Source organism: Pseudomonas rustica, from assembly GCF_049959085.1.
Lineage (GTDB): Bacteria > Pseudomonadota > Gammaproteobacteria > Pseudomonadales > Pseudomonadaceae > Aquipseudomonas > Aquipseudomonas rustica.
The window spans coordinates 2,014,387-2,040,160 of record NZ_CP188200.1; the positions used below are offsets into that span (position 1 = coordinate 2,014,387).

Annotated in this window: 22 protein-coding genes; 10 read left to right on the forward strand and 12 right to left on the reverse strand. The window is 58.0% G+C overall.

Translation table 11 applies throughout. The features are described 5' to 3' along the window. Positions 1–3: 3 nt before the first annotated feature. The 3 genes from ACP3TY_RS09460 (at position 4) to ACP3TY_RS09470 (ending at position 4,537) form a co-directional block, all read left to right on the forward strand. On the forward strand, positions 4–414 hold the full coding sequence (locus ACP3TY_RS09460; protein WP_426619813.1) for a GtrA family protein: 411 nt from the start codon (positions 4–6) through the stop codon (positions 412–414). A gap of 65 nt (positions 415–479) precedes the next feature. After that, positions 480–3,056 carry a hypothetical protein gene (locus tag ACP3TY_RS09465; RefSeq protein ID WP_426619814.1) on the forward strand — a complete coding sequence of 859 codons (2,577 nt, stop codon included), beginning with the start codon at positions 480–482 and terminating at the stop codon, positions 3,054–3,056. A 383-nt stretch (positions 3,057–3,439) separates the two neighbouring features. Further along, positions 3,440–4,537, forward strand: coding sequence for an acyltransferase family protein (locus tag ACP3TY_RS09470; RefSeq protein WP_426619815.1), 1,098 nt, complete (start codon positions 3,440–3,442; stop codon positions 4,535–4,537). Between the two features lie 54 nt (positions 4,538–4,591). Here the strand turns inward: ACP3TY_RS09470 and ACP3TY_RS09475 are convergent, their stop codons facing one another. The 3 genes from ACP3TY_RS09475 to ACP3TY_RS09485 all read right to left on the reverse strand — a co-directional run bounded on the left by ACP3TY_RS09475 (position 4,592) and on the right by ACP3TY_RS09485 (position 8,585). Beyond that, positions 4,592–6,949, reverse strand: coding sequence for a TonB-dependent siderophore receptor (locus ACP3TY_RS09475; RefSeq protein WP_426620448.1), 2,358 nt, complete (start codon positions 6,947–6,949; stop codon positions 4,592–4,594). A gap of 141 nt (positions 6,950–7,090) precedes the next feature. Next, complete coding sequence (locus ACP3TY_RS09480; protein ID WP_426619816.1) at positions 7,091–8,068, reverse strand: FecR domain-containing protein; 978 nt, start codon at positions 8,066–8,068, stop codon at positions 7,091–7,093. Then, positions 8,061–8,585: a sigma-70 family RNA polymerase sigma factor gene (locus ACP3TY_RS09485; RefSeq protein ID WP_159815664.1), complete on the reverse strand. Its 525-nt coding sequence runs from the start codon at positions 8,583–8,585 to the stop codon at positions 8,061–8,063. The genes ACP3TY_RS09480 and ACP3TY_RS09485 overlap by 8 nt, the downstream gene beginning before the upstream one ends. A 289-nt stretch (positions 8,586–8,874) precedes the next feature. Here ACP3TY_RS09485 and ACP3TY_RS09490 point away from each other — a divergent pair, with 289 nt between their 5' ends. Beyond that, a complete protein-coding gene (locus tag ACP3TY_RS09490; protein WP_212549246.1) occupies positions 8,875–9,126 on the forward strand; it encodes a transmembrane sensor/regulator PpyR in 252 nt (83 codons plus the stop codon). Positions 9,127–9,245: 119 nt separating this feature from the next. Here ACP3TY_RS09490 and ACP3TY_RS09495 read toward each other — a convergent pair whose 3' ends face one another. Beyond that, complete coding sequence (locus tag ACP3TY_RS09495) at positions 9,246–9,914, reverse strand: class I SAM-dependent methyltransferase (protein WP_426619817.1); 669 nt, start codon at positions 9,912–9,914, stop codon at positions 9,246–9,248. A gap of 178 nt (positions 9,915–10,092) precedes the next feature. On the opposite strand from ACP3TY_RS09495, the gene ACP3TY_RS09500 reads away from it, so the two are divergent. Then, positions 10,093–11,247 (forward strand): sensor histidine kinase, encoded by a 1,155-nt coding sequence (locus ACP3TY_RS09500; RefSeq protein WP_426619818.1) that lies wholly within the window; start codon positions 10,093–10,095, stop codon positions 11,245–11,247. A 200-nt stretch (positions 11,248–11,447) separates the two neighbouring features. Here ACP3TY_RS09500 and ACP3TY_RS09505 read toward each other — a convergent pair whose 3' ends face one another. The 3 genes from ACP3TY_RS09505 to ACP3TY_RS09515 form a co-directional block, all read right to left on the reverse strand. Continuing rightward, complete coding sequence (locus ACP3TY_RS09505) at positions 11,448–12,221, reverse strand: carboxymuconolactone decarboxylase family protein (protein WP_426619819.1); 774 nt, start codon at positions 12,219–12,221, stop codon at positions 11,448–11,450. A 93-nt stretch (positions 12,222–12,314) separates the two neighbouring features. Further along, positions 12,315–12,905 carry a flavodoxin gene (locus tag ACP3TY_RS09510; RefSeq protein WP_426619820.1) on the reverse strand — a complete coding sequence of 197 codons (591 nt, stop codon included), beginning with the start codon at positions 12,903–12,905 and terminating at the stop codon, positions 12,315–12,317. Continuing rightward, positions 12,902–13,891, reverse strand: a complete 990-nt coding sequence (locus ACP3TY_RS09515; RefSeq protein ID WP_426619821.1) for an aldo/keto reductase — start codon at positions 13,889–13,891, stop codon at positions 12,902–12,904. The genes ACP3TY_RS09510 and ACP3TY_RS09515 overlap by 4 nt, the downstream gene beginning before the upstream one ends. A 197-nt stretch (positions 13,892–14,088) precedes the next feature. Here ACP3TY_RS09515 and ACP3TY_RS09520 point away from each other — a divergent pair, with 197 nt between their 5' ends. After that, positions 14,089–14,481 (forward strand): GFA family protein, encoded by a 393-nt coding sequence (locus ACP3TY_RS09520; RefSeq protein ID WP_426619822.1) that lies wholly within the window; start codon positions 14,089–14,091, stop codon positions 14,479–14,481. 252 nt (positions 14,482–14,733) lie between these two features. Here ACP3TY_RS09520 and ACP3TY_RS09525 read toward each other — a convergent pair whose 3' ends face one another. After that, positions 14,734–15,564 carry an alpha/beta fold hydrolase gene (locus ACP3TY_RS09525; RefSeq protein ID WP_426619823.1) on the reverse strand — a complete coding sequence of 277 codons (831 nt, stop codon included), beginning with the start codon at positions 15,562–15,564 and terminating at the stop codon, positions 14,734–14,736. Positions 15,565–15,831: 267 nt separating this feature from the next. Between ACP3TY_RS09525 and ACP3TY_RS09530 the strand changes: the two genes are divergently transcribed. The 4 genes from ACP3TY_RS09530 (at position 15,832) to ACP3TY_RS09545 (ending at position 20,080) form a co-directional block, all read left to right on the forward strand. After that, the gene (locus ACP3TY_RS09530) at positions 15,832–16,287 is read left to right on the forward strand and encodes a (2Fe-2S)-binding protein (protein WP_003224136.1); all 456 of its coding nucleotides are present in this window, start codon (positions 15,832–15,834) and stop codon (positions 16,285–16,287) included. Positions 16,288–16,309: 22 nt separating this feature from the next. Next, a complete protein-coding gene (locus ACP3TY_RS09535) occupies positions 16,310–18,472 on the forward strand; it encodes a molybdopterin cofactor-binding domain-containing protein (protein ID WP_426619824.1) in 2,163 nt (720 codons plus the stop codon). Position 18,473: 1 nt separating this feature from the next. Then, on the forward strand, positions 18,474–19,052 hold the full coding sequence (locus ACP3TY_RS09540) for a hypothetical protein (protein WP_159815511.1): 579 nt from the start codon (positions 18,474–18,476) through the stop codon (positions 19,050–19,052). A 62-nt stretch (positions 19,053–19,114) separates the two neighbouring features. Continuing rightward, positions 19,115–20,080, forward strand: coding sequence for a sensor domain-containing diguanylate cyclase (locus tag ACP3TY_RS09545; protein WP_053119370.1), 966 nt, complete (start codon positions 19,115–19,117; stop codon positions 20,078–20,080). A gap of 1,172 nt (positions 20,081–21,252) precedes the next feature. Here ACP3TY_RS09545 and fabI read toward each other — a convergent pair. Genes fabI through ACP3TY_RS09565 form a run of 4 tightly spaced genes read right to left on the reverse strand, consistent with a single transcriptional unit; the run spans position 21,253 to position 25,773 of the window. Beyond that, entirely contained in the window at positions 21,253–22,047 is a 795-nt protein-coding gene (gene fabI, locus ACP3TY_RS09550; RefSeq protein WP_007910591.1) for an enoyl-ACP reductase FabI, read from the reverse strand. Positions 22,048–22,066: 19 nt separating this feature from the next. Next, entirely contained in the window at positions 22,067–23,677 is a 1,611-nt protein-coding gene (locus tag ACP3TY_RS09555; protein ID WP_426619825.1) for an ABC transporter ATP-binding protein, read from the reverse strand. Between the two features lies 1 nt (position 23,678). Continuing rightward, positions 23,679–24,698: an ABC transporter permease gene (locus tag ACP3TY_RS09560; protein ID WP_053119376.1), complete on the reverse strand. Its 1,020-nt coding sequence runs from the start codon at positions 24,696–24,698 to the stop codon at positions 23,679–23,681. Between the two features lies 1 nt (position 24,699). Further along, a complete protein-coding gene (locus ACP3TY_RS09565) occupies positions 24,700–25,773 on the reverse strand; it encodes a microcin C ABC transporter permease YejB (RefSeq protein ID WP_201226938.1) in 1,074 nt (357 codons plus the stop codon). Position 25,774: the final 1 nt, after the last annotated feature.

Consider the following 25,774-nt stretch of genomic DNA (forward strand, 5'->3'; position numbering starts at 1 on the left):
GTGATGTCCAAGTGGTATGCAGAATCGGTTTATATTCGTCGGTACATGGGCAGTGGTCTGTTTAATACCCTTGTCGGCTTCTCAGTAATGTTTACATTGATGTGGTTTGGCGTCTCGCCATTCACTTCAAATATCGCAGGATATGCAGTCGGTTTTGTTTGCGGTTTTATCTTGTCGAAAAAAATAGTGTTTCGCAGTAACGGTAGCTTTGTAGCCGAAAGCATTCGCTATTTGATTGCTTTTTTGATCGCCTTTGCCTTGAATTTCATGGCTTTGCATGTATTGCTAGGGCCGCTGCAATTTCCGCCAGTGTTGGCGCAAATAGGGGCTGCAGTTTGTTACACAGGTTCAATGTATATTTTGACGCGCTTTTTTGTTTTTTCCTCTGGCCTGGGTTCGGTTAAGCCAGATTGATAGGGTGGTTTTATAAAAGCACCGGGCAAGAAGATGGTCTCAGGACAGAGAAATGGAGTGGCGTGGTGTTAGGTATTAAAAGAATTGTAAGTTGTGTCTTCGCTATTTTAATTTTGGGGTTGATCTCTTCCGTTTTTTTTCAAGCGTTAGAGAGTTTTCATTCTAGCGTTCGTTGGATTGCCGTTGTTCTGGTTTTTGTTGTTTGTGGTTCGGCGGGTTGGTTTTTCCGAGCGGCACTTAAAGAAACGGGTGCTATCAAATATTGGCTTCTGGGTCTTGTCGCTTTGTTTGGAGTGGCGCTGTACACCTCGTCATCACCTGAATTCCAGTCTGCAGATTTCGCTCAAATAAACTATTCGAACGGCACGCATTCAGGCGAGATAAAACCTGTCCAGAAGCGGGTGTGGAATCGAGCAGTGGCCGGCTACGATATGCATCCTGCTTTTGAGTCAATTGTGGTACCTAATGCGCTGGTTGCTACATTTGCCTCCTCTCCCAAGCAAGTGCAAGTCATGATCGCCAAGCCTCCTGCTGCTTTGCTTCAGCCAGACGGCAAGCTTATCGAAAGCAACGGTCTTTCCATCGAGGTCAATGCCTTTGATTCGCAAGGCAAGCTGGGCTATTCGAAAACGTTGAGTATTACCCAGGCAGATTTCCTCAAGGATAAATGGATCAAGAAGAAGATCCGCATGGATGCAGGTGTGTCATCCATAGAGGTCAAGCTGGGTTGGGGAACGCCGGGTAGCATTTCCGGTTACGGCTCAACGATTGTCGGTTTCCAGATTCCCAGTGGCCATGCATACGTCGATTATCTCGGTAAGATAATGCTTCTGTGTGCAGGGTTTCTCGTAGTTCTGTTTGGGTTGTATTTTAATCTTGATTTTTTCAGGTCTGGTTCAGCGGCGCCTCGGAAAGCTTCGTCGCTGCTCACCGTTGGTAGTTGTTTTCTTGTTCTTTTAGGTCTTTGTTTGCTGGGGTACTACATACACAGTAAAACGTCATTTGTGTTTTTTTGGGATCTCAGAAATTATTGGTCGAAAACCGAGTTGTTGTATGAGCTAATCAATGCAGGAGCCTGGAAGCAGGCGGTTGGCGTTTTCTCTTCTACTTACACGTTGGATTATTCAATGTTTCCGGCCGTGCTGCCGGCGCTGTTGAGTTCAGTGACAGGGTACCCAACCCGCGTGAATTACTCACTGTCCATTATCGCAATCTATGCGGTTCCCGCTTATATAATGGTTGCCTATCTTGGCAAGCGTCTTGTGGACGGTTCCGCGAGCGGCGGCGGTGTTGTAAATGACGGCCGATGGGTTTTCGCAAGTTTTGCAGTTTTTCTAGCGCTCCCTCTTTATTTTGCAACAACCCTAAACCTCATGCCGGATATCGGAGGGGTAGTATTGTTCGTTGCTGCATTGTTGAGTGCTTCATCGATTGTCGAGGCGCTCAGGGCAAAGGATGGTCACTCCCAGCCTTGGCAGGTGTCAAATTCACTGATTCGGTCAAGTGTCAATCTGGGTGTTTTGTTCAGTTTAATGTTTGTGTTTCGTCGGTGGTATGTATTTGCTGCGGCGGGTATTGCGTTCGCGCTGTCGGTCCTCATCGTGATTGAAGTGTTGACGTCACGTGGTCTTCGCGCCGTGGTGATATCGCGTGTGCTTGTCGCCGCGATTGTTGCGATCTTCTCGGCGCTGCCGTTTATGTGCTGGGTGTTGTTCGATTGGTCGCGAGATTTTGGTCAGCATGATTACGCGAACTTATATTCCTCCTATAAGTTTTCGCTGGAGCGTGATGGACAGGTCGCCTTGCTGTTTTTGGGGGCGGCTGCTCCGTTGCTCAGTATTTTAGGTGCAGTGCTGCTGTATCGCTTTGGCAAGGCCCGGCATCTTTGGTTTCTTTTGCTGACCTCGACAATTGTTGCCTGTACTTTGTTTCTACACATTCAAAGTCCGGCGCCGCATCATTATTTTCTGCTGATGCCCATGCTGGGGGCGTTAATCGCAGGCCTTGGCTTACTGCTTCTGCGTCGTTTTGGCTTTAAAGCGCTGTTGGGTTATATCTTGGTATTTGCTGTTGGCGGGGGATTGGCAACGTACCCCATGAGTGCAAAATATGGCGTTACTTACTTTGCCGGCTTCGATACTTGGTATCCCAAGCAGCAAAAGTATGTTCAAGGCTATACCGAGATGTATCGATGGCTGACAGCTTCAGAAAATCAACAGAAAACAATTTGCCTGATCGCCTCCAGTGAAGCTATCAATCAAGGCGTTTTAGGGGAGCTCTGGCAAGTGGTGCCTGGGGCCACGAAAAATGCTTACGATCAGCGTTTGATTCAATTGGGCCAAGTCGACAGTGTTAATGGCCCGCCTCAACCGATCATCAAGCAGTGTCAGATATTTTTGGTGGGTGTTCCATTCCAGGCGCATCTTCAACCCAGTGAGCAGTTGACACTGGGGATTGTTCAGAAAGACATGGTGGAGGGGCAGGGCGTTGGTGTAACTGTTGACCGAAACCCAACGGTTTTCGCCATGGGTGACAATATTCAGGTACTGGGTTACACGGCGGTAAGAAGTATCACGGAAGAGGAGTATCAAGATCTGGTTAAACGGTTCCTTGAAATAAAGGCTGCCGCAGTGCCCAAGTAGTTACCTTCGAGATTGCCTGGGAAGGTTCGACTTCTCAGGCGATCCAGTCTCTCTCGATGATTTTCCGTATTCGTCATTTTTCGTGCGCTGCCTTCTCCCTCATCTCAAAAGCTTTTCTCGCTGGTTTTTTGTTAACCGTTCAGATCAAGCCTTTGAAATTACACGGCATTGATCTTGTGCCCTGGTCTGTCCATTGTGGGCAAAAGCGCTTCGGGCGTTGGTTTACAGCAATACTGCGGTGTAAAGGTTTCATTTATCAGAAAATGTATCCTGTACGGTAGTATTTTCTTGAGTGAGCAACCGAAACCCAATAACATCCCGGGCTCATTGCGGCTGTGCTTTCTTGAAATCGTTTAGTTATAAAAAAATAGGGGTTGATTCTTATGCGTGGTCACTGGCTTGGAATCCAGTTTCTTGGTCGGTATGAAAAGAGCAGGGATAACAATTTCACAATCCTGAGACTGGCTCTTGCCTGGATGGTGCTGTTCGGACATTCGTTTCCCTTGACGGGAACCGGGTTTGACCCAATTTCAACCTTTATCATGCCTTATACTTGGATTGGTGGGATCGCTGTCGGTGGTTTCTTTGCCGTCAGTGGATATCTTGTATCCGCATCCATTACTCAAAGAAGCATCCCGGACTTCATCGCCTCACGTGCGCTTCGGCTCTATCCGGCCGTGATCGTATACTCGCTTGTTGCGATTCTGGTCATCGGCCCATTGTCTATTAATGTGCCGCTTTCGCAGTATTTCGCTGCCGATCCATGGGTCAACATGAAGAACGCAATGTTGTGGGAGTGGCTCTACAACCTTCCGTATGCATTTGCAAATAACCCGATTCCTGGTTCCACTAATGGCGCTAGCTGGACCCTCCCGGTCGAGCTGAGATGCTATTTGCTGGTGCTGTTCTTCGGTTTCTTTGGTGTGTTTGATCGAAAGCTTCGGGCGAACCTTGCGTTGATCGGGCTCTTGGTCCTGATGCGCACAAGCTTCGTGGATGTGCCTGTGTTCGGCAGCAATGATCGCTTTGAGCATCCGCTCAGTTTCTTTGTTGTGGGCTGCCTGTTCTGGGTCAATCGGTCCATTATCCCACTTAACTGGGTATTGGCACTGGCGTCTGTCGTGGTGGCGGTATTGGCGACTAAAACAAACTACTATCTATATGGTTATGTCTTCTCCGTTACCTATGTCATTTTTATGATTGTCTATCGGTTGCCGCATTTCGACATGGATAAGTACGGCGACTTCTCTTACGGTATGTACATCTATGCGTGGCCAATACAGCAAATGGTTTGGTTTCAGGGGCAAAACGCATATATGAATACCTTGCTGGCAACCTTGGTTATATTGCCAGTATCGTATCTGTCCTGGAAGTTCGTGGAGAAACCTGCGCTTAACTTGAGGAAATATCTCTCTCGCGGCGCAAACAGAGGCGGCAGCTTGCCAAAAACTGTCGAGGCTAGCGCTGCTAAGCCAACTTAATCAGTGAGCAAAACAAAAAACCTGGCTATGGCCAGGTTTTTTTATGCGTCACTTTTAGAAATCCCAGCGCGCCGCCAGTTGCAGGCTGCGCGGTTCGCCGTAGAAGCCGGTGCCGAAGTTGCCGAGGCCGGTGTAGTAGGTTTTGTCGAAGAGGTTTTTCACATTGAGCGTGGTGCTCAAATGTTCGTTGAAGCGGTAGCGCGCCATCGCGTCGACCAGGTAATAACTGTCCTGAGTAATGCGCACGTTCTGATCGGCACCGGGCTGGAACACGTTGCCGAAGAATTCGCTCTGCCAACTGACGCCGCCGCCCAGGGTCAGGTTTTCCCAGACACCGGGCAGGCGATAGCTGCTGAACAGGCGGACTAACTGCTCTGGCGCGGTGGTTTGCAGGATCGAGGCATAGACCGGATCGCCTTTGGCATCGCGGGTGTGGTTGTAGGCGTAACCGGCGGAGAGGTTCCAGCCGTCGGCGACTTCGCCAGCCAGTTCGAACTCGAAACCTTTGGTGGTCGCGCCTTGCACCGCGCGATAAACAGCCTGCGTGTCGAAGCCGCTGACCTGCTCGGCGACGTTGTCCTGCTCGATGCGAAACACGGCAAAACTGGCGTTGACCCGACCGTCGAAATATTCGGCTTTTATCCCCGCTTCATAGCTGTCGCCTTGCACCGGGGCGAGCACTTGGCGCGCGGCGTCCTTGCTCAGTTGCGGCTGATAAATCCGCGTGTAACTGGTGTACAGCGAGTAGGTAGCGTTGAGATCGTAGACCGCGCCGGCGTAAGGCGTGACCACCCCGGTCTGGCGGTAGCCATCGCGCACATCGACCGTGGCCGGGTCGCTGTAGTCGAGGTGGTCGCTGGCGGTGAAATCACTGACGCGTCCGCCGAGGATCAGCGCCAGGTCGTCGCTGGCCTTGAAGCGGGTCGAGACGTACGCGCCGGTCTGGCGCTGGCTGATGTCGTCCGTGCCGATCTGCGGGATATCGGGTTTGGCGAACTCGCCGTGCCAGTCGAAGATACTGCCGTCCAGCGGCGGATAAACCGAGCCGTACACCGGGTTGTTCTGGCGCGTGTTCATCGACATGAAACCGACGATCATCTGATGCTCGCGACCGAACAACGAGAACGGCCCGCCGAGGTTGAGATCGACGTTGTCCTGCACCTCGTCGCCCTTGAATTTGCCCATGTAGAGGAACATGCCATCGCCGGTCACCGGATCTGGATTACCGCCGCTGGCCGAGCCGAGCAGGGTGTCGTGCTCGCGGTGTTTGCGGTCGTAGCTGAGTTTCAGTGTCCAGTCGTTTTGCAGTTGTCGGGCGACGGAAGCGAACAAGGTTTGGTTACTGAAATCGCGACGGCTCCAGTCAGTGGCCGGGTTGAACGAGCGAGAGAAATTCGTCCGCGAACCATCGCTGTAGAACATCGGAAAACCCGTCCAGCTCGCGCCGCGTGAGCGAGTGTTTTGCTGGTCGAAACCGAAGGTCAGCAGAGTGTCCGGACTGAGATCGGCTTCGACGATGGCGTAGGCGATGTCCTTGGTGTTCTGGTAGTGATCGGCGTGGGCGCTGCGTTCCTGATGGACGCCGACAAAGCGTGCACGCAGGTTGCTGTTCAGAGCGCCGGAGATATCGGCTTCGCTGCGGTAGTTGTCCCACGACCCGACGCTGCCGCTGAGCGAGGCTTTGAACACCGGAGTAGGGCGTTTGCGGATCAGGTTCACCGTGGCCGAAGGGTCGCCCGAACCGGTCATCAAACCCGTCGCGCCCTTGATGATTTCAACGCGGTCGAAGGTTGCCATGTCGGTGCTGGTGGTGCCGTAATCGTAGACGCCGTCGTAGTCGGTATTGACGCCGTCGTACTGGAAATTGGTGATCGGCGCGCCACGGCTGGAAAACTCCCAGCGCTCGCTGTCGTAGTTCTGCACGCTGATTCCCGGTGCACGGCGCAGCACATCGGCGATGCCGTTGGCGCCTTGGTCATCGATTTGCTGGCGGGTGATCACGGTCAGCGATTGCGGGGTTTCGCGCAGCGACAGCGCCAGGCCGGTGACGGATGCGCTGACGCCGGTGGTGTAGGCGTGGGTGTCCTCGGTGATCGCGCCGTGGGTTTTTCCATTAATGTTGGTGGCGTCCAGTTGCAACGGATCTGCAATGGCTGCACTGCGCAAAACATAACCGCCGTCCGTTTGCGGCTGGGCTTGCAGGCCGCTGTCCTTGAGCAGGATTTGCAGCGCCTGTTGTGGCGTGTAGTCACCGCTGAGGCCGGGGCTGCGCTTGTCTGCTGCAAGGTCATTGTGCCCGGCGATAAACACGCCGCTTTGTTCGGCGAAGCGGTTGAGCACTGTGACCAACGAACCGGGCGCAACCGAATAATGCTGAATCTGCCCCTCCGCTAACGCACACATCGCCGGCATGGCAGACGCCAGGGCCAAGGCAAAACGAGTGCGGGCGAGGGTAGAGCGCAACATGGAGTTCCCGGGGCAATCAACGAAATGAGGGGGCTAGTGGTTAACCGAATGAACCCACCAAAAGGGAACCGCGATATGAAAAAAACCTCAGGCTTTCGGCCCGACGCTGACCCACCAATCGAAGGTTTTGTTGATGCGTATCGGCAGCGCCGCTTCCAGCAGGCGAAAGGCTTGATCGGTGTCCTTGAGCGGGAATGAACCCATCACCGGCAGCGCGGCCACGACCGGATCGCAATGCAGATGCCCCGCTCGATAGCGGCTGAGCTCCTCGATCAACTTGCCCAGCGGCAGGTTATCGGCCAGCAACACACCCCGGCGCCAGGCCTCGCGGGAGGGATCGGCAGCGCTGGTGATGTTCATGCGGCCAGTGCTGAAGTTGATTTGCTGGCCGGCCTGAATCACGGCGGTTTCGCCCTGACGGTTAGTGGCTTCGACCGCGCCTTCGTAGACATTCAATACGGTGTTGTGCTCGTTCTGCCGCACGCTGAAACGCGTGCCCAGCGCACGCATGCGGCCATGTTCAGTCTCGACCCAAAAGGCTCGGCCGAGGTCTTTGGCGGTGTCGATCAGCACTTCGCCGGCGCGCAGTTGCAGCAGGCGCTGGTGCGTATCGAAACGCACGTTCAAGGCACTCAAGGCGTTGAGCCAGATGCGGCTGCCGTCGCTTAACGTCGCTTCGCGGGTTTCGCCGGTGCCAGTGGAGAGGTCGGCGGTCAATCGCTCGACTGAATCCGTCAGCGGCGTGTTGCGCTCGATCGCCCATCCGGCCATGCCGGTCGCGGCCAAAATCAGCAAACCTTTGAGCGACTGACGACGGCTGATCGACGTGCGCGCGCTGCTGCGCAAGGTGTGGCTGACGGCTTCGGTCTCTTGCTGCAACGGCGCAAAACGCTGGCCAACCCGTTCGATATAACGCCAGGCCGCCTGATGCTCAGGGCTTTGTGCCAGCCAGGCCTGCCAGCGCAGATGTTCCTGTTCGGCGACCGGCTCGTCATGCAATTGCACGTACCAGTGCGCCGCTTGTTCGAGGCTGGCGTGGCTGAGTGTTTGCGTGGCGTTATTCAATCAGCAGACCATCGAGTTCGGCTTCAAGAATGGCGCAATGCATCATTGCCTGCGCCAGATATTTCTTGATCATCCGCTCGCTGACGCCGATCTGTTCGGCGATCAGTTTGTAGGGCATGCCGTGCAATTGCGCGAGGATGAACGCGTCGCTGACCCGCTGCGGCAGGCGCTGCAGCATGGCGTCCACTTCCAGCAGCGTCTCGACGATGATCGCCTGTTGCTCGGGCGAGGGCTGCAGGGCCGGTGGGCGATTGGCGAGGGTTTCCAGCCAGGTCTGTTCCAGTTGCCGACGGCGCCAGTGATCGACGCACAAGCCGCGGGCAATGGTCGCCAGATAAGAGCGTTCGTGGACTTCGCCGTTGAAGGTTTGCGGACGCTTGAGCACGCGGATGAAAGTGTCATGCGCAAGGTCGGCGGCATCCATTGCGTTGCTCAGGCGCCGACGCAATAGCTCGTGCAGCCAGCGGTGATGGCTGAGGTAGAGATTCTGCACGAGTGAGGTATCGGCGACCGTCATCAGAGCAAGCGTCCAGAGTGACCGTTGCGGGTCTAAATAGGAATGGGTCGCGATTAAAGCAAAAGGACGCAGGTCGCGCAAATGATATTGGTTTGCTTTTAGGCGACGGCGTTGATGGCTTGATTTGAATGTAGTCTTAATGACAAGCGTTCGAGTCAAAAAGACTTTTATTGATCTGTGTCAATTTGACTCTTGTTTTTGCAGGTGGCTGATTTTGTTGAATTATAAAACTGGCACGAGACTTGAAGTGGTTAAGGTACAAAACTGAACAGCCCAGGAGTCCGTCACCATGCTCACTTTCTTCGAAAGCCCGCTGAACGTTCTGCACCTGTCGAGCAAAGTCCTTGTTGCCGGTCTGGTCATGTTGTTGGCTGGCATCTACGGCGCGTACTTATATGACGGCCACATGCCGATTGCGCTGCTGGTGGCGATGCACGCGCTGACTATCCTCGGCCCGACCCTGATTAAAATCGGCTACGTCATGCGTTTGTTGGCGCAGTATCGTCTGCGCGGCCCGCGATTGATCCTGCAAACCGCGTAACCCTTGTAGGAGCCGAGCTTGCTCGCGAAGGCGGCGTATCAAGCAACACAGGCTCAAGCTGTGCCGACGCCTTCGCGAGCAAGCTCGGCTCCTACAGGGTTAGCGGTGTTTTTGGGATATCAGCTGCGCTCAGCCACCATCAGTAGTGACTGCGGCACCGGGCTTTGCGGGTGTTGCGGCTCTTGTAGGCTGACCAGCCGCAACCCGGCCATGTCGAGCGCATTGAACCAGCTCGACAACGTGCGGAAATACCACGGCATCGGCTGCCACTGGCCCTTGAACCCGGCGAACGATTCTTCGCGCCAGCCATCCTGATAATCGCCTGCCGCAACGGCCCATGGATGCAGGGTCTGGATGATCAGGGCGCCGCCAGGAATCAACAGCGCATTCATCGCGGCCAGCAGTGGAATGATGTCCTGATGCAGCAGCGAAAAATTCGCGCAGATCAAATCGTAATCGCGGCCGACATCAACCTTCGCCTCGACCAACGCGTCGTAGTCAGCGACATGCACGGTGCAAGTGCCGGCCAGACGTGCCGCGTCCACCAGCGTCGCATCGCCATCGACGCCTACCGCCTCAATCCCCCGATCCGCCAACGCCCGCAGCAACCAGCCTTCGCCGCAACCCAGATCAAGCACACGCGCCGGCTGACGCCCGATGATCGCCAGTAGAACGGCTTGATCAGTCACCTGCTGGCGGCTCTCAATGGCACCGCTGCGGATGACGTCGATCCAGGCGTCGGCGTTGGCGTGCCAGCTCTGCAGCAGGGCGGATTCGGGGGAGGGCATGTCGGTCTCCGAAAGGGTTGATAGAAAGCAGTGCGGGACAACCACAGTATGGACGCCGCGTCGCATTCAGCGAGCTTACCAACGGGCATCAGTCTGCACGGCGGGCAGGTACCGATTGCGTGTATGCTCTGCTCCTTTCCTGTCTCACTCCGCACGCCTGCATTCGATTCCTTGCGTTTTGAACCCATGGCGCGTGCCTCCCTATGCTGGAGCCCTAATGATTTCGCAGAGCTTCATCGACCCGTGCGACTCGCCCGAACGTCTTGCCGTGCTGCACGGCTATGAAATCCTCGATACCCCACGCGAAGCGGCTTTTGACGAGCTCGTGAGCCTGGCCGCCGCCATCTGCGACGCGCCAATTTCGGTGATGAACCTGATAGACCGCCACCGCCAGTGGTTCAAGGCGGAAACAGGCTTGGGAATCCGCGAAACACCCTTGGACGTTTCCATCTGCCGTCACGTCCTTCTGCAGCCCGGCATCACCGTCATACCCGATCTGCGCGCTGACCCGAGGATGAGCTCCAACCCGCTGGTGACGGCCGATGAAGGTTTGCGCTTCTACGCCGGCTGCTTGCTGGAGACGGCGGAAGGCTACGGCCTCGGGACGCTGTGCATTCTCGACCGACACCCGCGACAGCTGAGCCCGCAACAGAAAATCGCCCTGGTGACGTTGGCCAAACAGGTCATGGCGCAAATGGAGCTGAGGCGCTCGCTGCGGCAGAAAAATCAGCTGCTTGAGCAAAAGGACATGCTCCTCAAGGAAATCAACCATCGGACGAAGAATCACCTGCAACTGATCATCGGGTTGATCCAACTGCAAATACGCCAATTGGCAGATCCCGTCGCCCGCGCGGCACTCGTCGATACCAGCCGGCGGATCATGAGCATCGCCGCCGTCCACGAAAAGCTGTATCAGGCCGATCAAGTGGAAACGGTCAACGCAGGTATTTATCTGGCCGAGTTGATCGATGGGCTGCGCGGTTCAGCCTCGGCGCAAACACGCTTCGTGATCGACCTGGACGACGTCATCCTGCCGCTGGACAAGGCGATCCCGTTGGCGCTGGTGCTCAACGAACTGGTCACCAATGCCCTTAAATACGCCTACGCCGACAAGTCGGCGGGGGACGTGTTTATCGAGCTGAAGGCGGCTGCTGGTCAGGTGCTGTTGAACGTGACGGATAAGGGCGCGGGGCTGCCTGCGGGGTTTGATCTGAAACAGCATTCGTCCGTGGGAATGAAGATCATCAAATCCCTGACCCGCCAACTGCGGGGCGAGATGTCGATGCTCAATATGAGCCCGGGTTTGCAGTGTTCGCTGAGATTTCCGTTTTAAGGCCATAAGTATCGCCTTGCAGGTCGTTGAGATTGGCGCGGGACATTGATGAGAGTCTCTCATGAGGGGCGCGGGATTAATCCATGAAAGCAGGTTGCGCACGGATCCGCGACCCCCGAGAGTTGCTTGCAGTGCGAAAGTGTTTGGCTGAGTCCGGCTATGTTTCTTTGAGAAATTGCTGCGTCAGGTCAAACGGGCGATCACTTGTTTGAAGCCGCGAGTGCCTCTTTCAGCGCCCCATCTGCACGTTCAGCCGTCTGCGCGTCGCCGTGTTTTTTCAGCAGTTCACTGACCTCGTGCAACTGTGCTGCGCTGAGTCCCACGCGCAGGCTCGCCGCCATGTGCGAGCGCAATTGCGATTCCACCCCCGGCGTTGCCGCCAGCGCCCCGACGGTCGCCAGTTCGCGGCTTTGCCAGTCGAGGTTGTCGCGCTCGAAGATGTCGCCGAACAGGTGGGTTTGCAGGAACTGGTTGGCTACCGGGGCGAACTCGAACACCGGGCCTTTGACCGGAGCGCCGGAGATCTTCGTTTGATTGGCGGTGCCGGCGGCCAGCAGTTCATCACCGGTCGGAATCGCCCGGCTCGGTTCACGCCCCGGCGCATCGTTAATGCCGCGCTGCTTGCGCGCTTGCACCACAGTCATCAATTCGTTCAAGGCGTTCAGGCTGCGCGGGAAGCCGACATAGGCGTAGAGCTGCACGAGAATTTCCCGGGTTTCGCTGATGGTCAGGCCGGCATCGAGTCCCTGGTTGAGCGCCGTGTTGAGGTTGGGCATGTCGCTGGTCGCCATGAACGCGGCGATCAGTGGAATCGATTGTTGTTGGCTGGACAAAGTTGCTGCGCTTGCTGGCGTGCTGGTCATGGGTTGCGATGCCTCGGCTGCGTGAGTGGTAACGCTGAACATTGCCCCGACACTCAGACAGAGCGCCATGAGTGCGGGGCGGGCGGTGTGGTTGCGGACGTCGATGTTCATCAGATCAACTCCGTTCAGGTCGTGAAGCGGTGCCGCGCGGGGGCCGTGGCCAGCGTGCGGATTTTCAAGATGTCACTCGGTACAAAAATTCAATTAACGCGTGACAGGGTGATCGCTCAGCCAGCCGTTCACGCGTTCCATGGTCTTGCGCTCCTGCTCACCCTCCATCACAAAACCTTCCAGCACCTTGGCTTTCGGCGCGTGCTGGACGAGGATGCTGCGGCTATTGCCCAAGCCATAGCCGCCGTGGGTGTTGAAGGGGATGAGCGTTTTGCCGGTCCAGTCGTGAGCGCTCAGAAACGCGCGGATGATCGGCGGGGCGGTTTCCCCCCAGATCGGAAAGCCGAGATAAATCGTGTCGTAGTCGCTGAGGGCATGAACCTTGTTTTGCAGCTCGGGTTCGAAGCCGCTGTCGCGCTCCTGACGCGCCTGTTCCACGGTTTGCAGATAGTCCTCGGGGTAGGAGCGGGCCGGGCGAATCTCGAAGAGATCGGCACCAAGGCCACGTTGAATCAGCCCGGCGACCACGCGGGTATTGCCGGAGCGTGAGAAGTACGCGACCAGAATCCGCGAGCCTGAGCGCGGTGTTTCACTGGCGCTTTGCGTGTCGGCGAGCGACAGCAGCGGGGCGCTGGCCAGTGCGGCGATCACCGTGCGCCGCAGCGGATCGTGATCGTGGCTCATCGGCCGACACGCGCCTTGAGGGCCTCGGGATAACGTTCGCCTTCGATGCTTATTTGCGCCAGCGCTGAGTCAATTGCCTTGAGTTCGGCCGCGTCGAGGGCGATATCTGCGCCGCCGAGGTTTTCTTCCAGGCGATGCAGTTTGGTCGTGCCCGGAATCGGCACAATCCACGGTGCCTGAGCGAGCAGCCAGGCCAGCGCGATCTGCGCCGGTGTGGCTTGTTTCTGCGCGGCGATCTGGCGGATCAACACCACCAGGCCCTGATTGGCTTGCAGCGCCGACTGGCTGAAGCGCGGGACGATGCTGCGGAAGTCATCGCTGCCGTAAGTGGCCTCGGCCGACACCGTGCCGGTGAGAAAACCTTTGCCCAGCGGGCTGAACGGCACGAAGCCGATGCCCAATTCCCAAAGCGTCGGCAGGATTTCCTGCTCGGGCTCGCGCCACCACAGCGAGTATTCGCTTTGCAGCGCGGTGACCGGTTGCACCGCATGGGCGCGGCGAATGGTTTGCGCGCCGGCCTCCGACAGGCCGAAATGCTTGACCTTGCCTTCGCTGATCAAATCTTTCACCGCGCCGGCGACGTCCTCGATTGGCACGTCCGGGTCGACGCGGTGCTGGTAGAGCAAATCGATGTAATCAGTCTTCAACCGCTTCAACGAACCCTCGATAGCCTCCCGAATGTGCTCGGGGCGGCTGTTGAGAATCTGCTGCTTATTGTCGTCACCGAAGGTGAAGCCGAACTTGGTGGCGATGACCACCTTATCGCGAACCGGCGCCAGTGCTTCACCGACCACTTGCTCGTTCAGGTAAGGGCCGTAGACCTCGGCGGTGTCGAAGAACGTCACGCCTCGGTCAACGGCTGAGCGGATCAGTGCGATGGCTTGTTGGGTATCCGTGGCCGGGCCGTAGCCATGGCTCAGGCCCATGCAGCCAAAGCCGAGGGCGGATACTTCGAGTGAGCTGTTGCCGAGTGTGCGCTTGTGCATGTCGATCTCCCGTTGGGCGTGGGGAGAACAGTAAGCGAGCTGACTGGTGAGGACTAGACGGGTAAAACAGGATGGCTTGATGAGTTCTGCTCATTAATAGACTGGGAGACGCACGGCGAAGACCGTTCGTGGCAACCGAGCAAACCTTTTCCAGACTGAATGATCTCTAACTTGAAGTTGAATAGCTGAGGTGCACCATGAATAAATTAACCGGCGGCTGCCTGTGCGGCGATGTCCGTTTCGAAGTGTCTGGCCAGCCTTACCGCGTCGGCATCTGCCATTGCCTCGACTGCCGCAAACGCCACGGCGCGCTGTTCCACACCTCGGCCATATTCCCCGAAGACGCGCTCAAGGTCAGCGGCGAAACCCGTGACTACAACGGACGATTCTTCTGCCCGCGCTGCGGTTCTCCAGTGTTTACGCGTTCGGAAGATGAAGTCGAGGTTAACGTCGGATCGCTCGATGAGCCGGATCAGTTCAAACCCACTTACGAACTCTGGACGATACGCCGGGAGGCGTGGTTGCCGGCGTTGCCGCTGGCCCACCACTACCAACGTGACCGCGAAAGCACGGGCCGCACAGAGGAATAGGGAGCCCTTGTGGGAGCGAGCTTGCTCGCGAAGGCAGTGGGTCAGTCACCCCAACATTGACTGACAGACCGCATTCGCGAGCCCGCTCCCACATGGGATGGGTTTGGATCTCAGAAATGAGGATTGGCACACATCATTGTGAGAGCAAGCCTGCTCGCGAAAGCAGTGGGTCAGTCAGCACAGCAATGTCTGATTGAATGCTTTCGCGAGCAGGCTCGCTCCCACAGGGGAGAGTGTGTATGACCAGCAATTTTAGCCGCGAATAAAGGCCAGCAGATCCGCGTTAATGGTATCCGCCTCCGTCGTCGGCATCCCGTGCGGGAACCCCGGGTACGACTTCAGTGTGCCGTTGGGCAGCAACTTCGCTGACAACGGTGCCGAGTTTGCGTACGGCACAATCTGGTCATCCTCACCGTGCATCACCAACACCGGCACGGTGACTTTCTTCAGGTCTTCGGTGAAGTCCGTCTGCGAAAACGCCACGATCCCGTCGTAATGCGCCTTCGCCCCGCCAATCATGCCCTGGCGCCACCAATTGGCGATCACCCCTTCGGACGCCTTCGCCCCCGGCCGGTTGTAGCCATAAAACGGCCCGGTCGGAATATCCCGGTAAAACTGCGCGCGATTTGCCGCCAAATTCGCCTGAAACTCATCGAACACTGATTTCGGTAACCCACCCGGATTACTCTCGGTCTGCACCATCAACGGCGGCACCGCGCTGATCAACACGCCTTTGGCGACGTTGTCCTGGCCATGCCGGGCGATGTAATGAATGACCTCACCGCCCCCGGTCGAGTGGCCGACATGCACAACATTCTTCACACCGAGGTGATTAACCACCGCCAGCGCATCATCCGCGTAGTGATCCATATCGTGGCCATCCCAGACCTGGCTCGAACGTCCGTGCCCACGGCGATCATGGGCAACCACCCGGAAGCCTTTGCCGAGGAAGAACAGCATCTGCGCATCCCAATCGTCCGAGCTCAGCGGCCAGCCGTGGTGGAAGTGGATCACCGGCGCATCTTTCGGGCCCCAGTCTTTGTAGAAGATTTCGACGCCGTCTTTGGTGGTGACAAATCCCATGTTCGCTACTCCAGACCAATGTGATGGATAACCCGCGCGGTGGGCGCGGACCGGTTTCGCTCGTGACGCGTTTTTTAAGGTGATGGCTCGGGTGCGAGCCGTTATCAACTGTAGGATTAAAGTCGACATCTGCATGACCGGTGGTCGCAACGTCTGGCTTCATGCGCAATTTAGGCTTTGCTGAAAGGGATAAGCCGAGGCGCGCGTAGGCATGTTTGGCCACAGCGGCGCCCCTTCAGAACACCGTGAGTCTGAGGAAATTCCCCAATGCTGACCTTGAATATCAATGGCAAGGATCAGGAGCTCGATGTCCCCGCGGACATGCCGTTGCTCTGGGTCCTGCGCGATGTCGCGCACCTGACCGGTACCAAATTCGGCTGCGGCATGGCCCAGTGCGGGGCCTGCACCGTGCACGTCGACGGGGCGCCGTTGCGCGCCTGCATTACGCCGGCGACCGCCGTGGCCCATGGGCAGAAAATTCTCACCATCGAAGGCCTGTCCACCGACGGTTCGCACCCGGTGCAGCAAGCTTGGGCCGAACTCGACGTGGTGCAGTGCGGTTACTGCCAGTCGGGGCAGATCATGTCTGCCGCCGCATTGCTGGCGAAAATCCCCAAACCCACCGACAGCGATATCGACCAGGCGCTCTCCGGCAATATCTGCCGCTGCGGCACCTATCCGCGAATCCGCGCAGCGGTGAAGCGTGCGTCGGAAATCGGCTGATTGATTACGTGGGAGTCGGGTGATGAACAGTCCTGTATCGCGTCGGGGTTTTCTCAAGGGCAGCGCCGTATTGGGCGGCGGCTTGGTGGTGGCGTTCGTCGTCCCCGGCGGACATAAGTTTGCCTATGCGGCCGAGAACGAAGGCAAGGTCTTTGCGCCGAATGCGTTTTTGCGCATCGCGGCGGACAACAGCGTCACCGTGTTGCTCGGGCATTCGGAGATGGGCCAGGGCATCTGGACCGGCCTGACCATGTTGATTGCCGAAGAGCTGGATGCCGATTGGTCGAAGATCCGCGTCGAACATTCGCCCGCATCAGCAGCGGACTACGGCATGCCGGGGTTTGGCGGCATGCAGATTACCGGCGGTTCAACGTCGACATGGATGGAGTTTGATCGCTATCGGCTGGCAGGCGCGACCGCTCGGAAAATGTTGGTTGAAGCAGCGGCGAAGCGTTTTGAAGTGGCGGCCTCGGCGATTCGCACCGAGTCAGGCGTGGTGATTGCCGGCGATAAACGTGCGACGTACGGCGAGCTGGCGGACGCCGCCGGGCAACTCCCCGTGCCGGATCCGAAATCGATCACCTTCAAGGAAGCCAAGGACTGGAAAGTCATCGGCAAACCGACCAAGCGCCTCGACACCCCGGAGAAAATCACCGGCCGCGCCAAGTTCGGCATGGACGTGCAGTTCGAAGGCTTGATGACGGCGATGGTCGCGCGCGCGCCGGTGTTTGGTGCCAGCGTCAAATCCTTCGAAGGCGCCGAAGCGTTGGCGGTGCCGGGCGTGCACAAAGTGCTGCAAGTACCGACCGGCATCGCGGTGATTGCCGAGCATTATTGGGCGGCGAAGCTCGGGCGGGATGCGCTGAAGATTGACTGGGATCTAGGCCCGCATGCGGATCTGAGCAGTGAAAAATTGCTGGAGAGTTTCCGCAAACTGGCCACGACGCAAGGCACGTCAGCCAGTCAGGCCGGGGATGCCAAGGGCACTTTTGGCAAAGCCACGAAGAAAATCGATGTCGAATACAGCGTGCCGTATCTGGCCCATGCGCCGATGGAACCGCTCAATTGCACGGTGAAGATCAGTGCCGAGAAATGCGAGATCTGGACGGGGACGCAGTTTCAGACGCTGGATCAAATGGTCGCCGGCAAGATCACCGGGCTGAAGCCTGAACAAGTGGAAATCCACACCGAGTTTCTTGGCGGCGGTTTTGGGCGTCGAGCCAATCCAACGTCGGACTTCGTTGCCGAAGCCGTGCAAGTGGCGAAAGCCGCGGCTATGCCGGTGAAAACCGTATGGTCGCGGGAAGATGACATTCGTGGCGGTTACTACCGGTCGATGTTCCTGCATCAGGCGAAGATCGGTTTGGGTGCTGATGGTTTGCCGTCGAGTTGGCAGCATGTGTTGGTCGGGCAGTCGATCATGGCGGGCACCATGCTGGAGCAAACCATGGTTAAGAACGGCATCGATTCGACGTCGGTCGAGGGCGTGGCCGACAGTCCTTACGTCAAAGGTCTGGCCAATCATCAGGTCGATCTGCATTCGCCGCAGACTGGCATCAATGTGTTGTGGCTGCGCTCGGTGGGCCATAGCCACACCGGTTTTGTCATGGAATCGTTGATCGATGAAATGGCCACGGCGGCGGGCAAGGATCCGGTCGAGTACCGACGAACCTTGCTCAAGGACCATCCTCGGCATCTAGGTGTTTTGAATCTGGCGGTGGAGAAGGCCAATTGGAAGGCTCCGTTGCCGGATGGTCATGCACTCGGCGTGGCGGTGCACGAATCGTTCGGCAGCTACGTGGCGCAGGTCGCCGAGGTGTCGCAGGACAATCTGGCGATTCGCGTGCACCGCGTGGTTTGCGCGGTGGACTGCGGGATCGCGGTGAATCCGCAGAGCATCGCCGCGCAGATGGAATCGTGCATCACCTTCGGCCTGGGCATGGCGCTGCACAGCAAACTGACGCTCAAGGACGGCGCGGTGATGCAGTCCAACTACCACGATTATCAGGTGCTGCGGCTCAACGAGATGCCGGTCGTGGAAGTGCACATCGTGCCCAGCAGCGACAAACCCGGCGGCATCGGCGAGGCCGGTGTGCCGCCGACTGCGCCGGCGGTGGCCAACGCGGTGTTCGCCCTGACCGGGCAGCGTCTGCGCGAGTTGCCGCTGCAACTGTCGGGGGTGTGAGATGAAACGACATCTAGTGTTGGGCACCGTGGTTTTGCTGGGGCTCGGCGGTTATGCCTCGGACTTGTTTGCCGATGATCAGGAAGCATTGAAGGCGTTCGGCACGGTGCAGAAAGTCTTCCAGAGTCCGCGCTGCCAGAACTGCCATATCCCCGGCGATTCGCCGCTGCAGTTCGACGCGGGCGTTCCGCATGCGATGAACGTGGTGCGCGGCATGGACGGCAAGGGCGCGGCCGGTTTGCCCTGCGCCACCTGTCACGCGGAAAACAATCCGCCGGCCAGTTACGGCCCGCATGCACCGCCGGGTGCGCCGCATTGGAGCCTGCCACCCGCGGCGCACAAAATGGCCTGGATCGGCCTGCCGCCGGACAAACTTTGCGCGATGATCAAGGATCGCTCCAGCAACGGCGATCGCGATTTCGCGGCGCTGATCAAACACGTCAGCGAAGACAAACTGGTGTTGTGGGGCTGGAATCCCGGGGCAGGGCGCGCGCCGGTGCCGGTGCCGCATGACATTTTTGTCGAGCAATTCAAGCTCTGGGCCGACGCGGGCGGGCCATGTCCGGTGGCGGGCATCTGATGGGGGGAGTTAGCGCTGATTTGCGCTACGCTGAAAGTCATTGATGCCAACGGAGTGTGCGAATGCTGGTTCCAGGAAAACCTGCCAATGAAGCGGCGCGAATTCAGGTGCTGCACGGCCTCGACCTTCTCGATTCGGCGCCGGAGGAGCGTTTCGATCGGCTGACGCGGCTGGCCAAACGACTGTTCAATGTGCCGATTGCGTTGGTGACGCTGGTCGACAAGGATCGTCAGTGGTTCAAGTCCTGCGTGGGCCTGGCGGCTACGGAGACACCACGGGATATCTCGTTCTGCGGGCATGCGATTCTCAATGATGGTCTGCTGCTGGTGCCCGATGCGCGGGAGGACGTGCGTTTCCACGATAATCCGCTGGTGATCGGCGAGCCAAATATTCGCTTTTATGCCGGTTACCCGCTGACCGTGCCCAACGGCAATAAAATGGGCACGTTGTGCCTGCTCGACACCAAGCCTCGCGAACTTGATGACGAAGAACGCGCGCTCTTGCGTGATCTGGCGGAAATGGCCGAGCAAGAACTGACGGCCGTGCAGATGGCGAGCATGGACGAGCTGACGTTGCTGTCCAATCGTCGCGGGTTCAAGCAACTGGCGCAGCATGCGCTGGACGCCTGCGCACGACTGGAGCGGCCGGCGACGTTGCTGTTTTTTGATCTGAATGATTTCAAACAGATCAACGATCTATACGGGCATGCCGAGGGCGACAGCGCGCTGAAGACCTTTGCCGATGTGCTGCGAATTGCCTTTCGCGAGAGCGATGTGGTCGGGCGCTTGGGTGGTGATGAGTTTGTCGCGCTGCTGACGGGGTCGAGTCATATCGAAACCACGGCGATCATGGCGCGGCTCAAGGAGATCCTTGAAGAGCGTAATGCCACGCTGCATCGGGGTTATGCGATTCGCTTCAGCGTCGGGCAGATCGAGTACGACGCCAAACGCCATGAAACCGTGGATCGCTTGCTGGCCGACGCGGATGGCGCGATGTATGCGCACAAGCAGGCCCTGAAGCGCTGTTGATTCGGGCCCCATCGCTGGCAAGTCAGCTCCCATAGGTTTCTCGGGTACTCTCGTTATCCCGTCTCTCCACAAATCCCCTGTAGGAGTGAGCCTGCTCGCGAAGGCGTTCATCCATTCAACATCTCCACGCCTGACCCACCGCCATCGCGAGCAGGCTCACTCCTACAGGTTTCTCGGGTGTTCCCAAAACCCCGTTCCACCACAAACTCCTTGTAAGAGTGAGCCTGCTCGCGAAGGCGTCTATCCATTCAACATCTCCACGCCTGACCCACCGCCATCGCGAGCAGGCTCACTCCCACAGGTTTCTCGGGTGTTCCCAAAACCCCGTTCCACCACAAACTCCTTGTAAGAGTGAGCCTGCTCGCGAAGGCGTCTATCCATTCAACATCTCCACGCCTGACCCACCGCCATCGCGAGCAGGCTCACTCCCACAGGTTTCTCGGGTGTTCCCAAAACCCCGTTCCACCACAAATTCCTTGTAGGAGTGAGCCTGCTCGCGATAGCGCCCGGCCATTCAACATCATCATCGCCTGACCCACTGCCATCGCGAGCAGGCTCACTCCCACAGGTTTCTCGGGTGTTCACATAATCTTGTTTCACCACAAATCCCCTGTAGGAGTGAGCCTGCTCGCGATAGCGCCCGGCCATTCATCATCATCATCGCCTGACTCACCGCTTTCGCGAGCGAGCTCACTCCCACAGGTTTCTCGGGTGTTCACAAAACCCCGTCACACCACAAATCCCCTGTGGGAGCGAGCCTGCTCGCGAAGGCGTCCATCCCTTCAACATCATCATCGCCTGACCCACCGCCATCGCGAGCAGGCTCACTCCTACAGGTTTCTCGGATGTTCACAAAATCCCGTTTCACCACAACCCCCCTGTAGGAGTGAGCCAGCTCGCGAAGGCGTCCATCCATTCAACATCATCATTACCTGACCCACTGCCATCGCGAGCAGGCTCACTCCCACAGGTTTCTCGGGTGTTCACAAAACCCCGTTTCACCACACCCCCCCCCTGTAGGAGTGAGCTTGCTCGCGAAGGCGTCCGTCCATTCAACATCATCATTACCTGACCCACTGCCATCGCGAGCAGGCTCACTCCCACAGGAGGCGGGGTTGCGGGCATAAAAAAACCCGCCAGATTGGCGGGTTTTTTTATCGGCTAAGCGAAGATCACTCTTCGATGTTGCCCATGGCGGTGGTGTTGAAGCCGCCGTCGACGTACATGATTTCGCCGCTGATGCCCGACGCCAGGTCGGAGCACAGGAAGGCGCCGGCGTTGCCGACTTCGTCGATGGTGACGTTGCGACGCAGCGGGGTTTGCGCTTCGTTGGCGGCCAGCATTTTACGGAAGTTCTTGATGCCCGACGCTGCCAAGGTACGGATCGGGCCAGCCGATACGCAGTTGACGCGGGTGCCGTCCGGGCCGAGGGAGCCGGCCAGGTAACGGACGCCAGCTTCCAGCGAAGCCTTGGCCATGCCCATCACGTTGTAGTTCGGCATGGTGCGCTCGGCGCCCAGGTACGACAGGGTCAGCAGGCTGCCGTTGCGGCCTTTCATCATTTCGCGGCCGGCTTTGGCCAGGGCCACGAAGCTGTAGGCGCTGATGTCGTGGGCGATGCGGAAACCGTCACGGGTGGTGGCTTCGGTGAAGTCGCCGTCCAGTTGGTCGCCCGGGGCGAAACCAACGGAGTGGACGATGCAGTCCAGGCCATCCCACTTCTTGCTCAGTGCTTCGAAGACCTTGGCGATTTCTTCATCGCTGGCCACGTCGCACGGGAAGCACAGCTCAGGGCTCGAACCCCAGCCTTGGGCGAATTCTTCAACACGACCTTTCAGTTTGTCGTTCTGATAAGTGAAGGCAAGCTCAGCGCCCTCGCGATGCATGGCGGCAGCGATGCCGGATGCGATGGACAGCTTGCTGGCGACACCGACGATCAGTACGCGCTTACCGGCGAGAAAACCCATGTGTTGCTCCTCTTTCAGGTTATTGCGCAGTGGCTGGTGCCAAAAAAGCGGCTTCCAGCAACTGCTGTGTATACGGATGTTGGGGGGCGGCAAAAATACTTTGCGCGTCTCCCTGTTCGACCACTTGGCCATGCTTGACCACCATCAACTGGTGGCTCAGCGCTTTGACGACAGCCAGGTCATGGCTGATAAACAAATACGTCAGGTTGTACTTGGCTTGCAGTGAACGCAACAGCTCCACCACTTGCCGCTGCACCGTCCGGTCGAGCGCCGAAGTCGGCTCGTCCAGCAGGATCAGCGCCGGTTTCAGCACCAAGGCCCGGGCAATGGCAATTCGTTGCCGTTGCCCACCGGAAAATTCGTGGGGGTAGCGGTGCCGGGTTTCCGGATCCAGACCTACCTCCTTCAATGCCGCAATAATCGCCGCCTGTTGCTCCTCGGCGGTGCCCATCTTGTGAATCCGCAGACCTTCGCCAACGATATCGCTGACGCACATGCGCGGGCTCAGGCTGCCAAACGGATCCTGAAACACCACCTGCATCTCCCGCCGCAACGGGCGAACCTCGTTCTGCGTCAGGCAGTCTAGCTGCTTGCCCTCAAAGCGGATCGCGCCTTTGCTGCCGATCAAACGCAAAATTGCCAGACCCAGCGTGGATTTGCCGGAACCGCTTTCCCCCACAATCCCCAGAGTCTGACCCTGAGGCAGGCTGAAATTGATGCCGTCCACCGCTTTGACGTGATCCACCGTGCGTTTGAGCAGGCCTTTCTTGATCGGGAACCAGACTTTCAAGTCCTCGACCTCAAGCAACGGCGCGCCGATTTTATTGGTCGCCGGGCCTCCGCTGGGCTCCGCGCCGAGCAATTCCCGAGTGTACGGATGCTGCGGCGAACGGAACAGCTCTTCGCACGATGCCTGTTCGACGATGCAACCGCGCTGCATGACACATACACGATGCGCAATTCTTCGCACGAGGTTCAAATCGTGACTGATCAGTAACAGCGACATGCCCAATCTGGCCTGCAATTCCTTGAGCAAATCGAGGATTTTCAGCTGAACGGTCACGTCCAGCGCCGTGGTCGGCTCGTCGGCAATCAGCAGTTCCGGCTCGTTGGCCAGCGCCATGGCGATCATCACCCGTTGGCGTTGGCCACCGGACAATTCGTGGGGCAGGGCCTTGAGACGCTTGTGCGGCTCGGGGATACCGACCATCTCCAGCAGTTCCAGCGTGCGCTTGGTCGCGACTTTGCCGGTCAGGCCTTTATGGATGCCGAGGACTTCGTTGATCTGCTTCTCGATCGAGTGCAACGGGTTCAGCGAGGTCATCGGCTCCTGAAAAATCATCGCGATGCGATTTCCGCGAATATGGCGGATGGTTTTTTCGCTCAGGCCCAGCAGGTTTTGCCCGGCGTAATTGATGCTGCCGGCTGGATGGCGGGCCATCGGATAAGGCAGTAAACGCAGGATCGAGTGCGCGGTCACCGATTTGCCCGAGCCGGATTCGCCGACCAACGCCAGGGTTTCGCCACGCTTGATGTCAAAACTCACGCCCTCGACGACGCGGTGCACGCGCTCGCCGAAACCGAATTCGGCGGCGAGGTCACGCACTTCGATCAGATTGTCCTGATTCATTTCACTTCCTCGGGTCGAAGGCATCGCGAGCAGACTCGCCGATAAACACCAGCAAACTCAACATCAACGCCAGCACGGCAAAGGCGCTGATGCCCAGCCACGGCGCTTGCAGGTTGGATTTGCCCTGCGCGACCAGTTCACCCAGCGACGGACTGCCGGCCGGCAAACCGAAACCGAGAAAGTCCAGCGCGGTGAGGGTGCCGATGGCGCCAGTGAGGATGAACGGCATAAACGTCATGGTCGAGACCATGGCGTTAGGCAGGATGTGGCGGAACATGATCGCGCCGTTCTGCATGCCCAGCGCCCGCGCCGCACGCACGTATTCGAGGTTGCGACCTCGGAGGAACTCGGCGCGCACCACGTCGACCAGGCTCATCCACGAGAACAACAGCATGATCCCCAGCAGCCACCAGAAATTCGGCTGCACAAAACTGGCAAGAATGATCAGCAGATACAGTACCGGCAGCCCCGACCAGATCTCCAGAAAACGCTGCCCGGCCAGATCGACCCAGCCGCCATAAAAACCCTGCAGTGCGCCGGCAATCACGCCGATGATCGAACTCAACACGGTCAACGTCAGCGCGAACAGCACGGAAATACGGAAGCCGTAAATCACCCGCGCCAGCACGTCGCGACCCTGATCGTCGGTACCGAGCAGGTTGTCCGCCGACGGTGGCGCCGGCGCCGGGACTTTCAGGTCGTAATTGATGCTCTGGTAGTTGTACGGAATCGGCGCCCACAACACCCACGCATCCTTGGCCTTGAGCAGTTCGCGGATGTACGGGCTCTTGTAGTTGGCTTCCAGCGGGAATTCGCCGCCAAACGTCGTTTCCGGGTAGCGCTTGATCGCCGGGAAGTACCAATTGTTGTCGTAATGCACCACCAGCGGCTTGTCGTTGGCGATCAGCTCGGCGCCGAGGCTCAGCCCGAACAGAATCAGAAACAGCCACAGCGACCACCAGCCACGCTTGTTGGCCTTGAACAGTTCGAAGCGGCGGCGGTTGAGAGGGGACAGGTTCATCTCAATGCTCCCGGCTTTCGAAGTCGATGCGCGGATCGACCAGGGTGTAGGTGAGGTCGCCGATCAGTTTCACCACCAGCCCGAGCAGGGTGAAGATGAACAGGGTGCCGAACACCACCGGGTAATCGCGGTTGATCGCCGCTTCGAAACTCATCAGGCCGAGACCGTCGAGGGAGAAAATCACTTCCACCAGCAGCGAACCGGTGAAGAAGATGCCGATGAACGCCGACGGAAAACCGGCAATCACCAACAGCATGGCGTTGCGAAACACGTGGCCGTAGAGCACGCGATGGCGGGTCAGACCTTTGGCCTTGGCGGTGACCACGTATTGTTTGTTGATTTCGTCGAGGAAGCTGTTTTTGGTCAGCAGGGTCATGGTCGCGAAGTTGCCGATCACCAGTGCTGTAACTGGCAGCGCGAGGTGCCAGAAGTAATCGAGGATCTTGCCGCCGAAACTCAGCTCATCGAAGTTGTTCGAGGTCAGCCCGCGTAACGGAAACCAGTCGAGATAACTGCCGCCGGCAAACACCACGATCAGCAGGATCGCAAAAAGGAACGCCGGGATCGCGTAGCCGACGATGATCGCCGAACTGGTCCACACATCGAAGTGGCTGCCGTGCCGCGTGGCCTTGGCGATCCCCAGCGGGATCGAGACGAGGTACATGATCAGCGTGCTCCACAGTCCCAGCGAGATCGACACCGGCATCTTTTCCTTGATCAGGTCGATGACCTTGGCGTCGCGGAAAAAGCTGTCGCCGAAATCCAGCGAGGCGTAGTTCTTGACCATGATCCACAGGCGTTCCGGGGCCGACTTGTCGAACCCGTACATGTGCTCGATTTCCTTGATCAGCGCCGGGTCCAGCCCTTGCGCGCCGCGATAGGACGAGCCAGCCACCGAGACCTCGGCACCGCCGCCAGCGATGCGACTGGTGGCGCCTTCGAAGCCTTCAAGCTTGGCGATCATCTGTTCCACCGGGCCACCGGGCGCGGCCTGAATGATCACGAAGTTGATCAGCAGAATGCCGAACAGGGTCGGGATGATCAGCAGCAGTCGCCGAAAAATATACGCCAGCATC

Excerpts from the sequence above, each read along its gene's own strand:
- ACP3TY_RS09490 (WP_212549246.1), top strand. The coding sequence starts at position 8,875 with ATGCTCACTTTCTTCGAAAGCCCGCTGAACGTTCTGCACCTGTCGAGC.
- ACP3TY_RS09540 (WP_159815511.1), top strand. The coding sequence starts at position 18,474 with ATGAAACGACATCTAGTGTTGGGCACCGTGGTTTTGCTGGGGCTCGGC.
- ACP3TY_RS09495 (WP_426619817.1), bottom strand. The coding sequence starts at position 9,914 with ATGCCCTCCCCCGAATCCGCCCTGCTGCAGAGCTGGCACGCCAACGCC.
- ACP3TY_RS09555 (WP_426619825.1), bottom strand. The coding sequence starts at position 23,677 with ATGAATCAGGACAATCTGATCGAAGTGCGTGACCTCGCCGCCGAATTC.
- ACP3TY_RS09505 (WP_426619819.1), bottom strand. The coding sequence starts at position 12,221 with ATGAACATCGACGTCCGCAACCACACCGCCCGCCCCGCACTCATGGCG.
- ACP3TY_RS09460 (WP_426619813.1), top strand. The coding sequence starts at position 4 with ATGTCCAAGTGGTATGCAGAATCGGTTTATATTCGTCGGTACATGGGC.
- ACP3TY_RS09475 (WP_426620448.1), bottom strand. The coding sequence starts at position 6,949 with ATGCCGGCGATGTGTGCGTTAGCGGAGGGGCAGATTCAGCATTATTCG.
- ACP3TY_RS09535 (WP_426619824.1), top strand. The coding sequence starts at position 16,310 with ATGAACAGTCCTGTATCGCGTCGGGGTTTTCTCAAGGGCAGCGCCGTA.
- ACP3TY_RS09560 (WP_053119376.1), bottom strand. The coding sequence starts at position 24,698 with ATGAACCTGTCCCCTCTCAACCGCCGCCGCTTCGAACTGTTCAAGGCC.
- fabI (WP_007910591.1), bottom strand. The coding sequence starts at position 22,047 with ATGGGTTTTCTCGCCGGTAAGCGCGTACTGATCGTCGGTGTCGCCAGC.
- ACP3TY_RS09545 (WP_053119370.1), top strand. The coding sequence starts at position 19,115 with ATGCTGGTTCCAGGAAAACCTGCCAATGAAGCGGCGCGAATTCAGGTG.
- ACP3TY_RS09485 (WP_159815664.1), bottom strand. The coding sequence starts at position 8,585 with ATGACGGTCGCCGATACCTCACTCGTGCAGAATCTCTACCTCAGCCAT.
- ACP3TY_RS09565 (WP_201226938.1), bottom strand. The coding sequence starts at position 25,773 with ATGCTGGCGTATATTTTTCGGCGACTGCTGCTGATCATCCCGACCCTG.
- ACP3TY_RS09470 (WP_426619815.1), top strand. The coding sequence starts at position 3,440 with ATGCGTGGTCACTGGCTTGGAATCCAGTTTCTTGGTCGGTATGAAAAG.
- ACP3TY_RS09530 (WP_003224136.1), top strand. The coding sequence starts at position 15,832 with ATGCTGACCTTGAATATCAATGGCAAGGATCAGGAGCTCGATGTCCCC.
- ACP3TY_RS09515 (WP_426619821.1), bottom strand. The coding sequence starts at position 13,891 with ATGCACAAGCGCACACTCGGCAACAGCTCACTCGAAGTATCCGCCCTC.
- ACP3TY_RS09525 (WP_426619823.1), bottom strand. The coding sequence starts at position 15,564 with ATGGGATTTGTCACCACCAAAGACGGCGTCGAAATCTTCTACAAAGAC.
- ACP3TY_RS09510 (WP_426619820.1), bottom strand. The coding sequence starts at position 12,905 with ATGAGCCACGATCACGATCCGCTGCGGCGCACGGTGATCGCCGCACTG.
- ACP3TY_RS09520 (WP_426619822.1), top strand. The coding sequence starts at position 14,089 with ATGAATAAATTAACCGGCGGCTGCCTGTGCGGCGATGTCCGTTTCGAA.